Genomic DNA, 14,542 nt, shown 5'->3' with positions numbered 1-14,542 from the left:
ACCTCTATCTTCATACTACAGAGACATCTTATTCGTATATTGCTCATAGTGTGTTGTTTTTTGGTCAATTTTATTTGTTCATACAGAAAAACACTCTCCAATGTCGAGTGAAACATTAGAGAGTGTTTACTTTAGTAGCTGGTTGGTCCTAATTGAACGCCATCAGCGTCACAATTAGCGTTATTGTCGTCATTATTCGAATTGCTATTGGGATAGTCAGGACGAGATGTATCAACATTTGATTTTTCTTCCTTCATAAATAAGCCCTAAAAAAAATGGAGTAGCTCTAGTTAGAATAATTAAAGAAAAAAATAACAGCTATTCAGACAAGCTCCACTCTGACCAACTTTCACGGTTTGAATTAGTGCTTTATCGCTAATTTACTATGTATATACGTTCTATTTTCTAATATACTGCCTAAATACTACTGACAAATATCAATGATAGGTCTATTAACATACGAAAAAATAGTAATAGTTTAGTACAATAAAAAGTATATTGCCAAATTTTTCTGAATAAAAGGAGGAAGTTACGATGCCTCACACATTATTATCTTCTAAAATAACGATACCACACCATTCACCTACTCTGATAGAACGAACACAATTATTCGATTTATTCGACCAACATATACATGTCAAAGTGACCATTTTACGCGCACCAGCGGGTTATGGGAAGACAAGTATACTTAGTAGTTGGCTTAAAATTAAAGAAGAAGCTATTGCATGGGTATCACTTGATACTGCGGATAATGATCCTATTCGTTTCTGGACATATGTATTACACGCCATTGCTAGGGCCTATTCAAATCAAATTGATCAAGTGCTTGCACCACTCTTAAATACACAGGACCCTGCAACACTTGAATTTTTTATCCACTCTTTATTAGAAGAAATTAACACAACAGAGCAGCCTATATACATTGTACTAGATGATTATCATTTGATTGACAATCCAATAATTCATCAGCTCATGTCTCAATTCATAGAATATCTTCCTTGTCACGTACACATTTATGTATCCACTCGTTCAGTCCCTCCCCTCCCTATAGCCAAGTGGCGAGTGAAACAATGGGCACATGAATTTCATCCTGGACATTTACGGTTTACTTTTCAGGAGGCAAAGCGATTTTTTTCTTTCAAACATACAGCCTCTTTAACGCACCAACAATTACAAAACATTTTAGACAAAACAGAAGGTTGGGTTGCTGGTTTATTGTTAATGAGCTTGGCAAATGAAAATGAAATAGAGTCATTAGAAGAATCAGCGCAGCCATTTATTTCGGAGTTTCTATGGCAGGAAATTATTCATAACCTCCCACACGAAACACAAGCATTTCTGCTGCGCACATCCCTATTACATGAGCTTGATCCTACTATTTGTGATCAATTGACAAAGCAAACGAATAGCCGTGAGCTATTGGAAAATTTAGAAGCTAAAGGGCTTTTTACAATTCGACTGCAATCCAACAAACCCGTTTTCCGATACCATCATTTATTAGCTGAAGCTTTACAAATGGAATTAAGTAGACAATATTCCATACAAGAGATCCATGCTCTTGTTCTTGAGACAGCACAATTTATTTATCATCAAGGGGATTATATCTCGGCTATTGAACTAGCGCTCAAACATGAACAATATGAACAAGCAGCCCCATGGATCACTGAACATCTTGTTCAACTCTATTTATCAGGACAAACCGCTACATTTATGCGTTGGTTACATCAACTCCGTCAAGCGCAGTACAGTGCTTCTTATGAAATGCTTGTCATAGGCTTCCTAACTGCCATCTCAGCAATGGAAGTTGAAACAGCATCCTCACTTATGCAAGAACTTGAAGTGCGACAATTGACAGAACATTGGATGGAGCAAGAAGAACATGCAGCTATGACATATATTTATGAAAGTGCAAAAGCTTTTGCACTTGTAGCTTCGGGTGGAGATTTACGATTAGTTGAAGAAATTATGCGCAAGCAGCTTGCGAAAGGGACTATTTCATCGCGTTGGGATCATGTTCCTATCCCCTACAATAGTTTTGAATATAAACTTTTACGCACAAGTATTGGATCAAAAGGAAAACTTCAACTTTTGGAAGAGGGTGCTGTGATTAGTGAGCTTTTTAGAGAAACATCTTTACAATCAGCGAATGTCACAGCATTTAGCTATGGGGTTGCTGCTGAATCTTTATATGAACGGAATATACTAGAATGGGCACAAAAGGAACTTGAAATAGCCATCAAGCTAGGTCATCAATTAAAGGATTCTGGCTTATTTATTCCAATGTATTTACTTAAAGCAAAAATTTATGTACAGCAAAATCAAATTAGTTCAGCTCTTGCCATGCTAGGACAGTTATTAGAGGATGTATCTGAAAAACATTGGCGAACATCTGTACAAATTATGCAAGCCTATTGTTACATTCTTAATGGCGATATCCAACAGGCAGATTTAATCTTACAGGCTACCAAAACAAAACAACCATTTTGGCTATTGGTACACGCCCGTCTATTATTAGTGAAGGAATTACCGAACGAAGCCCTAACGACAATCATTCAGGTGAAAACAAAAGCACAGCAGGAAGAACAAATTGCGACTATTGTTGAAGCTACAGTACTTGAAGCGATTTGTCATCAACGGCTTGGTAACCAAGAAATTGCCTTAGAAATTTTACATGAGGCGTTTAAGCTTGGAGTAAAATTTTATTATGTTCGAACATTTTTAGATGAAAAAGACGTATTACCACTGTTAGATAGTTATTTTGAACAGCTTGGTCAAAAGTGGGATATGATACCTACTGATTATTTTACCTATCTTCAAAAAGGAACAAAAATTAACGTAACATCTACAGAAATACTTACACAACGTGAAAAGGAAATTTATGATTTACTAGTAGAAGGTGTAACAAATCGTGAAATCGCCAAGCAGTTGCATTTATCAGAAGGAACCGTTCGAGTATATCTATCTACTATATATAGTAAGCTCGGTGTTAATTCACGCGCTAAGGCTATTACTCTTAAGAATCAGCAGTAATGGCGTTAAGCTGCTCTCAAACTTTAAACAAAAGGCAACTAGTATAGCACCTAACTTTCTTGGCAGGCTACCTACTGCTTTGAAAAATTAACATCTTACCTAACTAAATGCACATTAGTTCTAGTAGACAACTTTATGCGTGCTAATGTTTGTTTAAATCCATACACTCAATTCCATTGTAATTGGCTAAAAAACAAGAAAATACTGAAGAATGTTAATATTTGGTCAATTAACATTTGAAAATTAATACATTAAAAAGAGCATCTACTAGCTATGAATTTAGCTAGTAGATGCTCTTAAAGCTCGGTAGAGAAATACCAACATCTCTCTATACCTTCAGTTACAACTGAATTTGGAGCAGTTCTATACTGTTATTTTTGAATAAACATTTGTGTCCAGTAATTGCCTTCCTGCACATACCCTACACCAATATGTGTGTAGCTTTTATTTAAGATATTTGCTCGGTGTCCTTCACTGTTCATCCAAGCCGTAACAACTTCTTGTGCTGAACGTTGTCCTTTTGCAATGTTTTCACCAGCTGATTTATACGAAATGCCGAAGTTTTTCAACATTGTAAAAGGTGTACCATACGTTGGACTTGTGTGATCAAAGTAATTTTTATCATGCATATCTTGAGACTTGTATTTGGCTACTCTTGATAGCTCCCAATCTTCTTGTAATGCTGGAAGACCTGCTTTAGCACGTTCCGCATTAACTAGTTTCACAACCTCTTGTTCAACACTTGCCTGTTCTTTTACTGGGACATTAATTTTTTGTCCAGGATTAATTTGATTTGGGTTTGCAAGCTGTGGGTTGGCATCAATTAATTCTTGTACACCTGTTTCTGTTTTCAATGCTATTTTCCAAAGAGTGTCACCAGATGTCACTGTATAGGATTCGGCTGCCATTGCCGCTACTGGTACTAATAATGAAACTGCTATTACTGAAGTAAGTGCTGCTTTTTTTATTTTTTTAAACATGTCAATCATCCTTCCTGTTTGCTCTACCATTATCGTAAATAGTTTTAGAGCCATAATCATCACAAAATATATGGAAGGATTTTTACAATTGTATTACATGCGAACAATATGAAGTGACGATTCCCTTTATAACGCCTTTCTTCATCATTTGCTTTGTCATAAAGTTGCAATCTATTTGTAATTGGCATACATTACTAATAGATTCATTACTAAAAACTTGCTCAACATAACCTATTTTGCCATTTTTTTTCGCTGTAATCGATAAATTAATAGAATATAGAGCCCATCATAAAAGAGCGTTGCCACCGAAATAATAGTAATCAGTGGTGTGCGGAAATAGAGATAAAAGCCAATTGCAGCAAACAAAGTACCAACCATCTTACAGACGGCAATCCCCATTGACTGACCAGCTAAATTCCCTCTCTGCAACAATAAAGCGATAAATAACCCTGACATCATGAGATTTTGGAAAAAAGCTGCGTACTTCCCTTCGAAATCCTGAAACTCATAGACTATGCCTAAAATCATCAACATGCTGAACATTAACGTTACTAGAAAGGAGAAATACAATAATTTTTTTGAAAGGATTTTTCGATATTCTTTTGGGGCATAGCGTAAAAATTGCATCAATATAAAGATGTCCAATACGAGCCAAATAAGCGTAATGAATCGTTGGAGATCATTTTGCGGGTAGAAAAAAGCAAAAATAAACTCCCATGAAATATTGGCACAAATCGCAACCATGGGCATGCCATATGTTTTATCTCGCCATCCTTTATAAATAACGAGTATATATGTAATGATCCAAAAAAGACCCATGCCCAATTGGCAAACCAATAATAGGTTTAGTTGATTCAGCGTTACTCTCTCCCCTATATAAGATTCCTCATACTATATGTGAAGAAATCTATTCATTATGTCTAAAAGTGGAATAGTAGGGTAAAGGAGTAGCTAAATAGCTTTTGAATGCAACCTATACATTCAAGAAGCAATCCTATATAGTAAAACGAGGTGATTGAATGAAAACAAAAATTTGTGTAGATAATGAACAATTTATCGCTGGGACTACCTTAAAAGATGAGATGGAACTAGAGCAAAATAATATGGCCTTGCATACTTGTGACAATGTTCAAGCTGTCATTGACAATCGTCAGCATTTAGCCGCTACATTGAACTGTGACTTACAAAATTTTATTTGTACCGAGCAAACACATAGTGCGAACTTCCATAAAGTCATATTAGCCGACAAAGGACGTGGAGCTGAGCATATGGATACGGCGGTTAAAAATACCGACGCTCTTTATACAGTAGAGCCCAATTTAGTATTATGTAGTTTTACGGCTGATTGCGTCCCTGTTATTTTTTATAATACTGTGAATGGTTTAATTGGTGTCATTCATTCAGGATGGCAAGGGACTGTCAAAGAAATAACTCTTAAATTGTTCCAGCATCTATTGGACGAAGAACAATGTCGCCCAGAGGATTTTCATGTTCAAATTGGTATGGCTCTGAGTCAGCAAAAATTTGAGGTGGACGCAGACGTCTATGAAAAATTCCATAGCCTCGGCTACGCAGAGGAATTTATGTACTATCAAGCAGAAACCAATAAATATCATATTGATAATCAACAAACCGTCAAAAAACAATGCGAGCTTGCTGGTATTCCAGCTGAGCAAATTCAAATCGATGAGACTTGCACATTCCTTAGTCCCGATGGCTTTTCCTACCGTCAAGACAAAAAAGCGGGTAGACATTTAAGTTTTATTATGCGAAAAGAGCATTAACGGCAAAGGCCAATTCTAAAAGTAAAAAATACTCAATGAATTGGCCTTCTCTCTTATTTTAATGTACCTGTACTAATAATGGATGTTTCTACATGTAGTTTAATATCTAATTTCCTTATAAGGTCTCTCGTTTTTTCAGTTGTCCATTCACCATAATAATACATTCTAAATTCTTCACTTAATCCAGCTGGATCTACCTCCATATTATTTAATCGCTCTAAAAATTCCCCAATATTTTTTTCAAGTTGTTTATTTACATCTTTTTCCAATTCACTAATACTTTCAGTAGTAATTAATTGAGATTCTCTCTCCCCCTTATATTCACTCAATGTACCCTTGATCTTTAAGAAAATTGTTAATTTTGGTGATTCTATGTTTTTATTACTCACCTTTTTCACAGTGCTCTCAATCAAATCAATCATTAGTTTCTCTTCTCCATGCCCTGCGTTTAAATCTAGATGCAAAGGAGCAAGATTTTTTCGTCCACTTAAAGCTTGAATAACAAGCGCTTCTTCAGGTTTAATTAATTCATGCATACGATTCCCTTTGAAAACCGCAACACCGTTAACCTCTAATTTTTCACCTCGCTTTTCAATAAAAGGTAATACAGTATCAAACACTGGATTCGTTATCGTATACATAAAATCATGAATATTTGTATTAGGATTAAAGGCGGTATTAATACTAGGCTCTAAAAGATTATTTAAATAAAAATTAATACTTGGTTTATCTGGATAATCTGCTTTTAATATAGCTTCCGCATTATCCTTCACCACGGCAATCAACACTTTATTCCCCACTTCAGCATTGCGATATAAATGTTGGATGATTTTCCTTATATCCCCTTTTCTCGCAAAATCCTCGTTTACTAAGACGACACGTAATTGATTGAATACAATTTTTTTATCTGATTGTTTTTCTATTTCTACTATCCCACTCGACACTAGATCTGTTGTAATAGAGAAAATTTGTGTGTTTTTCTTTGCTTCAGGAGAATATTGGGGAATTGCTACAGTTAGCTTCATTTGATTTTCATCAATATAGTCAAAAGCCATCGAATCTACCATCCCAACATCCTCTAAAGGAACTTTTAACTCTTTCCTAGAACAACCTACAAGTAAAACTAAAACAAAAAAAGAAATGATGCATAGACGTTTTTTTCTCATACCTGCACCTGCTTTTTTCGAAGGGTATAAATGATAATTAAAAACACTGGCCAAATGACAATTAGATAGCCAACATAGTTACTTGCCAAAAATAATTTTTCTTGAAATTCACGAGAAAAAGGCATTCTTATTATCACAAATATGATGATGGTGATGACATACAATGGATAATTTTGCTTCTTCTTTTTTGTAAACAAGGTATCTACACCTCGTTTCGCACACCAAACATAAGCCGTGACCGAAGATAAGATTAGAAAAACCCAAAGTGTAATGCCAATAATATCGATTCGCTCAATAAAGGTAAATTCTCCTGCTTTAAATAAATTTAATACTGAAAATTCTACTCTCTTTAATTGCCACTCTGAATAATACATTACACTTATGGCTGTTGTAATAAAGCATAAAAATATACTAATCCAAATGCCAATTAAAGAATGACGAAATGCTTTTTTTTGATCGATGATAAAAGGAAAATAAAATAAAATCAATTCGTAACCAAGAATAGAAAAATAACCTTGCTTTATCGCTTCGAAAAACTCCTTACTTGTAAAGTTGAATAGAGGAAAAAAATGACTCGGATCGCCTTTTTCAATCGCCCAACGCGTAAAATAGATTATCCAAATCGTAATAAAAAATGTCATCACGGAAAATCTTGCAATTGATTTAATGCCACCACTTACTATGTAAATAAGTAAGAGCAAAAAGCAAAGTACAGGCAATGTGATTGTTTGTTCCTGCAAAGCTGTACTTTGAATTAAGTGCATATAATTACTAATAATCCCTGCACTAAAAACGATAAATTGGATAATGATGAGAAAGTTGATTAATCTCCCTACCCATTTCCCCAACAGTTTTTCATTCATCCGAAATAGATCATCGTTGGGAAACTTAGAACAAAGCCATACCATGGCAAATGCAGTTAGTGTGGCAAGCAAGCCAAATAGAAGGGGCATAAATGTTTGTGCATAACCCATAGAACTTAATTTTTGAGGTAGTGAAAGGATGCCGGTACCAACCATAATGCTTTGTGCTAAGAAAATGACATGATAGCGATTTAACACCTTTCCATTCGTTGTACTCAAAGTAGACCACCTCATTCAGTTTCTATTTTTTCTGCGCTTTTGAAATACCTGATTTGTTTTTTAAATATTTGGTTGGAAATCGAATGACATTATCCAATAAGTCAGTTGGCTTTCTTGGAATGGCTGGTGTCATATAATGTGTTCCTAAAGATTTTAAACTTAATAAATGATGAATTAACCAGGCAAAGGCAAGCATCTGACCAAACAAGCCAAAGAGCCCTGCGGATAAAATAAAAATATAACGAATAAATCGGCTCGTATTACTCATTAAAAAGATCGGTGGTAGGAAAGATAATAAGGCAGATGTTGCGACTAATACAATGAGAATATTACTGAGTAACCCAGCTTCTACGGCTGCGGTACCAATAACGATACCTCCTACGATACCAATGGTTTGACCGACTTTTGCTGGCATTCGGGAGCCTGCCTCTCGTAAAACCTCGATAATAAGTTCAATAAATAACACTTCAATCAGAGGTGGAAATGGCACCTTACTTCTCGATTCTTGAAGATTTAATAATAATTCATATGGCAAAATTTCTGGATGAAACGTTAACGCTGATATATACATGGGTGTAATCATGATGGTTAAGAAAAAACCAAAAAAGCGCAGCATCCTTAATAACGATGCCGTTGTCCAACGGTTGTAATAATCTTCAATCGAAACGAACATTTCAAAAAAAGATGTAGGACAAACAATGGCTAATTGACTATTATCCATAAAAATGACAATCCTACCATCAAGAAGATAGCGACAAATACTATCCGGTCGAACTGTCATGTAATATTGCGGAAAAGGTGATAATGGATTATCCTCAATTAATTGCTTTAACACTGAAATATCCGTAAATAATGGATAATCCACTTGATCAATACGATTTCTTAGATCATCCAAATTACTGTGACTCACAATATTTTCCATATACATAATCGATATTTTTATATTGGTTTCGGACCCAACAATATGGTTTTCATTTTTTAACATGGAACTTTGAATACGTCTTCTCACTAAAGAAATATTCGTTTCTAATGATTCTGTAAATGCATCCTGCGGACCGATTACCGTAGACTCTGTTTCGGTATCTGTAATAGCCCTTGTAGGTGCACTGTACGTATCCACACTTAAAAGTGCATTCACTTCGTGGAAAAAAAGAAGGGTCTGTCCAGCATTCAGTTTTTTAACAACACCTTGAATATCCTTTGGGTCCACATATTGCGCCATTTGATGAATTTGTTTCAAATTATTGGCCAACGGAATTGTCACCATAGTTTGTAAGGTCATTTTTTCAATGAGTGAAGAGAAATAAATGACCGTTACATCCCCTTCTTCTGTAGCCACCATTTTCAGTTTTACATCATCTACTTTGTCTATTTCCTGCTTAATTTTAGCTACAATTTGTTCCGGTATCTTGTTCATTCCGTTCACCCCCTTTAATTCCGATGGTTACCTGTTCTTATCATTCATTTTTTTAGTAGTTTGGCTTTTTTCAGTTTATTTATGTAAAAATTGTGCTAACAAAAAAAGGATACATCCCTAGTTGAGATGCATCCTTACATACTATTCTATAGAATCCTTACTGTAGCGGTTTTTGCCAATACCAAAAGCATAATAGCTAATCGTTACGAGTGCTAAAAAGATGATGCCAACAATTAACGAAACACGTGTATCATCATTAATCCACATACCGACTAGCACCATAATTAAAAAGATAATTGTTAAATAATTGGTTAAAGGGGTTAAAGGCATTTTGAAAGGGTGTTTAGCCAGTTGCGCTCCTTTCACTTTCCTAAATTGAATTTGACTAATTAGAATGATGAACCACGGAATCATCCCAGGTAAAACACTCGCACTATACACATAGACAAATAAATTTTCAGGTGCAATATAGCTTAAGATGACCCCAATAACTAAACCAACTATCACGCCTACTGTCCCAAATATTGGTACGCCATTACTAGAAAGCTTGGCGAAAAATTTTGGTGCTTGCCCATTCATGGCAAGTGTATATAACATACGTCCAGCACTATAAATCCCACTGTTACAACCTGACATAGCCGCTGTAATCACAACAAAATTAATAATTCCTGCGGCAGCTGTAATACCCACTTTGGCAAATGTCGCAACAAATGGACTACCAATTGTACCGAGTTCGTCCCAAGGATAAACTGTAACAATTACAAAAATTGCACCGATATAGAAAATCAAAATACGCCAAATAATACTTTGAATGGCATTTGTAATCGTTTGTTGTGGATTTTTTGCTTCCCCTGCCGTAATCCCAATGAGCTCTACTCCTTGATAAGCAGCAACTACTAAAGATAAGGCAAAGAAGAAGCCTGTCCAGCCACCAGTAAAGAACCCACCATGACTCCACAGATTGGATAAGCCAATCGCGATGCCATCATTGCCAAAGCCAAAGAAAATTAGCCCAATTCCTGCAACAATCATTAAAATAATCGTGACGATTTTTATCATGGCAAACCAAAATTCAAATTCACCAAATGATTTAACAGAGATGAAGTTCGCCACGCCTAATATCACCATTGCAATAAGACCAGGTATCCAAGCTGGTAACCCTGGATACCAATACTGCATATACGTACCCACTGCTATAATTTCCGACATCCCAACAATTACCCATTGGAACCAGTTACTCCACGCGGTTAAATAACCAGCTAAAGGATGAATATACTTATAGCCAAACGTTGCAAAAGAGCCTGTACTTGGCTCCATGTAAAGCATCTCACCCATTGCTCTCATAATGAAAAAAATAAAAATACCTGCGATTCCATAGGCAAGGAGTACAGAAGGTCCCGTCCATTGGATAGCACTTGCAGAACCCATAAATAAACCTACACCAATCGTACCGCCAAGTGCAATCATTTGAATATGACGTGCTTCTAACCCTCGATTTAATTCCTTATTGGCCACTCCATAACGCCCCTTTTCCTTGTGTTCTCTCTACGTTGAATTTACTTTAAAATAATAATCAATTTTTCAAAAAAAAACAAATGTATTTTTAGGAAAAACACAAAATAATGATATTTTGATAGTTTTAGCAAATTTTTTCCTATTCAACTCATTACACTTTATTTCGCAAAAACAATTGACCTAATAATCAAAAAAGTATAATATTTTTACATATTTCTAAGAAAATGAGGTTTATTTGTGAGTAAATTATTATTAAGAAGAAAGAAAATAGAGGATTTATTGCAAAATAGCGGGACTATTCAACTAAAGAAAACTTTAGGTGCCTTCGATCTTATCTTATTAGGCATCGGTGCCATTGTCGGCACAGGCATTTTCATCTTACCTGGAACAGTTGCCGCAACCCATGCAGGACCAGGGATTGTTTTTTCTTTTATTATTGCAGCACTTGTATGTGCTTTCGCAGGTATGTGCTATTCTGAATTCGCTTCAAGCGTTCCCGTAACAGGGAGTGCCTATACGTATGGTTATGTTGTCTTTGGAGAGCTTATCGCATGGTTAGTAGGATGGGCATTGCTCTTGGAATATGGTCTAGCCGTTGCCGCCGTTGCTACAGGTTGGTCATCTTACTTAAATGCACTACTTGCTGGGTTTCATATTGTTCTACCAGCAGCTATTTCTGGGGCATTTAATCCTGCTTCCGGAACATATATCAATTTACCGGCAATCTTTATTATTTTTGCTACAGCATTTCTATTAACTTTAGGTATTAAGGAATCAACAAGATTAAATTCGGTGATGGTTTTCTTAAAGGTTGCTGTGATCTTATTATTCATTGGAGTAGGCGTATTTTATGTAGAGCCTAGTAACTGGGAACCCTTCCTACCTTTTGGGGTTAGCGGCGTCTTAAGTGGTGCGGCACTTGTGTTTTTTGCTTATTTAGGATTTGATGCTGTTTCCTCAGCTGCAGAGGAAGTAAAAAATCCACAACGCAATATGCCTATTGGTATTATCGGTTCTTTACTCATTTGTACTGTGCTTTATGTTGCTGTATCACTCGTGTTAACGGGTATTGTTTCATATCATGATTTAAATGTTAGTGATCCTGTTAGCTATGTTATGCAGCTCGTCCATCAAGACTGGATTGCGGGGATTATCTCTCTTGGGGCTGTTGTAGGAATGATGACAGTTATTTTAGTCATGTCCTATGGGGGGACTCGTTTACTTTATGCATTAGGGCGTGATGGACTACTGCCAAAAAGTATGGCTGAACTAAGTCCCAAGTTTAAAACGCCAGTGAAAAACACATGGGTGTTTGCACTATTAGTTGCCTTTTGTGCTGGCTTTGTGCCACTTTCAAAACTTGCAGAGTTAGTAAATATGGGTACTTTAGTGGCATTTACTATTGTTTCAATCGGTGTTGTCTATTTGCGTAAAAATAAAAACATTCCATCTGGTGGCTTTAAAGTACCATTTTTCCCTGTATTTCCAATTGTATCATTCTTCATGTGTCTATTTTTAATTTTGCAGCTTTCTGTTCATACTTGGATTGCATGTGGTATTTGGTTTATAATCGGTAGCATTATTTATGCAGTCTATGGGCAAAAACATAGTGTGATGAATAATAAATAATGAAATGGCCCATCCATCGGTAGAGATACCACTAGCTTAAATTAAAAAACTCTATTCCATCATCGCATGCAACGATTGGAATAGAGTTTTCTTAGTTATTGTAATAAAGTTTGTTCTTGCAATTTCGCAGAGAAGTATTTTCGTGCATCTGCTGTTAGAAGCTGCAATAATGTCACTTCTTCTTGCCGAGCAAATTCCACAAACATTCCGCTTAAATTTTCGTAGACATATTTGATTTTAAAGCCACTATCCAAATAATGATCTACTTTTTGGATTTCCTCTGTGCTTTGTTGGAATTCAGACATGCCATCACCTCACCTTCATTTGAAAATGTCTTGATGTTGTCTTGCTTATTCGGCACCCTTCATTTCTAACAGAGGATCTGGTTGCTCCACAAGTTCTTCTTCATCAGGGACGGGTGTTGGTTGACCAAATATTTCATCTAAATTATGCCCTACCGTAATGCCTAAGTATTTGGCATCACTTGGATCTTCCAGCTCAGCTTGTGGATACTTTTTAAACCACCAATACTTCGCTAATATATAATACACAATCGCTCCTACAAAGAACCCTATTAAAGAAGAATAGGTTGGAAAAGTATTCGCAATTGCGCCCCCGATCACCCAGGCAATTAAGCCAGCCATATTAAAGCCCTTATAGTACTTAAATTGTCCGTCTAATTCATAAAGCTCTTTGACGTGTACACGACGCTTGCGGAGTAAGTAATAATCAGCAAATAAAATACCTACAATCGCTGTTAGAATACCACCAATAATTAATAGGACATTGACCATCACATCAAATAAACTCCATGGCTGTGCAAGAATCCCAATGATGCCCGCAATGACAACGCCTACCCAAAAAGGTACTTTCGGTCCACCAATATTCGAGAAAATGGTAGCTGCTGGTACAACATTCGCAGAGGTATTTGTTGACCATTGTGCTAACACAATCATTAACAATAAAATTCCTAAAATAAAGCCGCTTGCACTTTGCTGTAAGGCGTTGATAGGATCAGCCGATGCAACTGCCATATAACAAACAGCCCCAATTGTTACAATGAATGTGTTCGTAATTGGCATGACAATCAATGAGCCAACAAGCTGTGTTTTATTACGCTTGAACCAGTTACGCTCATTTTTCGGTGCTTTAAAGAATCGTGACAAGGATGGCATATCGGCTGCCAGTGTTGCCCAAAAGCCCATATTTGCCATAACAACTACCATGAATGCGGTAAATGCGGCAAAGCCTGTTGTTGGTGTTTCTACCCACGTCCAAATATTTTTACCTTGAGATGTTGCATTATCTGCCAATGTGTAATACATCCAGCAAGAAATTAGAATAATGATAGGTGCTGCTAAATCAGCAAAGCGTTCAATGGATTTAATACCAAGTGATGTATTAAAGAGTTGAAGTGCTGCAAACACAAGAAAACAAATAAACCAATTATCAAAATCGAACAATAAATTTAAAATACCATTAATCGCTAACGCACCGAAATACGTATTAAGACCAAACCAACATGCAGCTGTAACGCCTCGAACAAGGGAAGGTATATGGGTTCCAAATGTGCCGAAGGGTGCACGCATATAGACAGGGAAAGACAATCCGTGCTCAATACCTATATCACCAATTAACGTCATAAAGACACCGATTAAACAGGAACCTACCAATGTTGCAACAATCACCATTGGCAGTGATAAGTTCATAATGGCCGAACCACCAATGGCAAAAGCCGCTAATACAATCGCCATGCCTATCCAAATCACCGCAAAACCAAATGTTCCAATATTTCTTTGTTGATGTGTCACTGGAAGTAAATCTGGGGATTTTAAATAATTCCCTTCACGTTCCATAATTTTTCTCTCCTTTTTTCTAATTTCCGTGACAACTTACTTGAAGATATGCCTTCTATCACCAAAAATGCTGAAGGAAGGTG

11 protein-coding genes are annotated in these 14,542 nt (G+C 36.2%); 3 read left to right on the top strand and 8 right to left on the bottom strand.

Annotation, left to right across the window (positions count from 1 at the left end):
- Positions 1 to 534: 534 nt before the first annotated feature.
- Positions 535 to 3,030: a winged helix-turn-helix domain-containing protein gene (locus GJU32_RS04250; protein WP_155590675.1), complete on the top strand. Its 2,496-nt coding sequence runs from the start codon at positions 535 to 537 to the stop codon at positions 3,028 to 3,030.
- A gap of 371 nt (positions 3,031 to 3,401) precedes the next feature.
- Here GJU32_RS04250 and GJU32_RS04245 read toward each other — a convergent pair whose 3' ends face one another.
- A complete protein-coding gene (locus GJU32_RS04245) occupies positions 3,402 to 4,010 on the bottom strand; it encodes a CAP domain-containing protein (RefSeq protein ID WP_155590674.1) in 609 nt (202 codons plus the stop codon).
- 231 nt (positions 4,011 to 4,241) lie between these two features.
- The gene (locus GJU32_RS04240) at positions 4,242 to 4,847 is read right to left on the bottom strand and encodes a transmembrane-type terpene cyclase (protein WP_476638806.1); all 606 of its coding nucleotides are present in this window, start codon (positions 4,845 to 4,847) and stop codon (positions 4,242 to 4,244) included.
- 182 nt (positions 4,848 to 5,029) lie between these two features.
- Between GJU32_RS04240 and pgeF the strand changes: the two genes are divergently transcribed.
- Positions 5,030 to 5,794: a peptidoglycan editing factor PgeF gene (gene pgeF, locus GJU32_RS04235; protein WP_155590672.1), complete on the top strand. Its 765-nt coding sequence runs from the start codon at positions 5,030 to 5,032 to the stop codon at positions 5,792 to 5,794.
- A 53-nt stretch (positions 5,795 to 5,847) separates the two neighbouring features.
- On the opposite strand, the gene GJU32_RS04230 is transcribed toward pgeF, so the two are convergent.
- The 4 genes from GJU32_RS04230 to GJU32_RS04215 form a co-directional block, all read right to left on the bottom strand.
- Positions 5,848 to 6,960, bottom strand: coding sequence for a Ger(x)C family spore germination protein (locus GJU32_RS04230; RefSeq protein ID WP_155590671.1), 1,113 nt, complete (start codon positions 6,958 to 6,960; stop codon positions 5,848 to 5,850).
- Positions 6,957 to 8,042: a GerAB/ArcD/ProY family transporter gene (locus tag GJU32_RS04225; protein WP_155590670.1), complete on the bottom strand. Its 1,086-nt coding sequence runs from the start codon at positions 8,040 to 8,042 to the stop codon at positions 6,957 to 6,959. Before GJU32_RS04225 ends, GJU32_RS04230 begins: the two co-directional genes overlap by 4 nt.
- A 22-nt stretch (positions 8,043 to 8,064) precedes the next feature.
- Positions 8,065 to 9,459, bottom strand: coding sequence for a spore germination protein (locus GJU32_RS04220; protein ID WP_155590669.1), 1,395 nt, complete (start codon positions 9,457 to 9,459; stop codon positions 8,065 to 8,067).
- Between the two features lie 141 nt (positions 9,460 to 9,600).
- Entirely contained in the window at positions 9,601 to 10,974 is a 1,374-nt protein-coding gene (locus GJU32_RS04215; RefSeq protein WP_155590668.1) for an amino acid permease, read from the bottom strand.
- Positions 10,975 to 11,211: 237 nt separating this feature from the next.
- Between GJU32_RS04215 and GJU32_RS04210 the strand changes: the two genes are divergently transcribed.
- Entirely contained in the window at positions 11,212 to 12,603 is a 1,392-nt protein-coding gene (locus GJU32_RS04210; protein WP_155590667.1) for a branched-chain amino acid transporter BcaP, read from the top strand.
- 95 nt (positions 12,604 to 12,698) lie between these two features.
- Here GJU32_RS04210 and GJU32_RS04205 read toward each other — a convergent pair whose 3' ends face one another.
- A complete protein-coding gene (locus tag GJU32_RS04205) occupies positions 12,699 to 12,908 on the bottom strand; it encodes a hypothetical protein (RefSeq protein ID WP_155590666.1) in 210 nt (69 codons plus the stop codon).
- 45 nt (positions 12,909 to 12,953) lie between these two features.
- Entirely contained in the window at positions 12,954 to 14,459 is a 1,506-nt protein-coding gene (locus GJU32_RS04200; RefSeq protein WP_155590665.1) for an NCS1 family transporter, read from the bottom strand.
- Positions 14,460 to 14,542: the final 83 nt, after the last annotated feature.

The organism is Lysinibacillus cavernae (assembly GCF_009724685.1).
GTDB lineage: Bacteria > Bacillota > Bacilli > Bacillales_A > Planococcaceae > Lysinibacillus > Lysinibacillus cavernae.
Note: the sequence above shows the minus strand (reverse complement) of the source record. Positions and strands in the feature narration are given on the sequence as shown.

Bases quoted from the DNA above. Each gene is read 5' to 3' on its own strand.
- GJU32_RS04250 (WP_155590675.1), top strand. From the start codon at position 535: ATGCCTCACACATTATTATCTTCTAAAATAACGATACCACACCATTCA.
- GJU32_RS04245 (WP_155590674.1), bottom strand. From the start codon at position 4,010: ATGTTTAAAAAAATAAAAAAAGCAGCACTTACTTCAGTAATAGCAGTT.
- pgeF (WP_155590672.1), top strand. From the start codon at position 5,030: ATGAAAACAAAAATTTGTGTAGATAATGAACAATTTATCGCTGGGACT.
- GJU32_RS04230 (WP_155590671.1), bottom strand. From the start codon at position 6,960: ATGAGAAAAAAACGTCTATGCATCATTTCTTTTTTTGTTTTAGTTTTA.
- GJU32_RS04220 (WP_155590669.1), bottom strand. From the start codon at position 9,459: ATGAACAAGATACCGGAACAAATTGTAGCTAAAATTAAGCAGGAAATA.
- GJU32_RS04205 (WP_155590666.1), bottom strand. From the start codon at position 12,908: ATGTCTGAATTCCAACAAAGCACAGAGGAAATCCAAAAAGTAGATCAT.
- GJU32_RS04200 (WP_155590665.1), bottom strand. From the start codon at position 14,459: ATGGAACGTGAAGGGAATTATTTAAAATCCCCAGATTTACTTCCAGTG.